Genomic DNA, 378 nt, shown 5'->3' on the forward strand with positions numbered 1-378 from the left:
GAAAACCATCACGAAAGCGAGGCTTCACACCATCTCAACTTTAACCAGCTTATCCCTGCAATGCAATACCAATGTGACTGTGACCGCCGACGGCGGTCAACTTTCAAATGACGCCGGGCTCGTTTTGTTCCAAGAGTTTCTTCATCGTATCAACTTTAGGCAACTTGCCAATCAGTGCCTCAAGTTACCAGACCAACGACGATTCTGGAAGGCCTCGATGATCGACATCTTCTTGGAAAAATTGTTGCTCGACGTTGCCGGGTATTTACATGACAGTAGTGCCAATGACTGGCAACGTGATCCCGTACTGGCGGCCACCTTGGGTAGCTCTCGGCTAGTCTCACAGCCCTCACTTTCACGGTTTTTCAAGCGCCTTGA

Annotated in this window: 1 protein-coding gene; it reads left to right on the forward strand. The window is 49.7% G+C overall.

Annotation, left to right across the window (positions count from 1 at the left end; all coding sequences use genetic code 11):
• Window positions 1-73: 73 nt before the first annotated feature.
• Window positions 74-378: transposase (locus tag FD01_RS16925; RefSeq protein ID WP_477218256.1), on the forward strand; the 305-nt coding region annotated here is incomplete at its 3' end.

This window comes from Lacticaseibacillus manihotivorans DSM 13343 = JCM 12514, from assembly GCF_001435035.1.
Lineage (GTDB): Bacteria > Bacillota > Bacilli > Lactobacillales > Lactobacillaceae > Lacticaseibacillus > Lacticaseibacillus manihotivorans.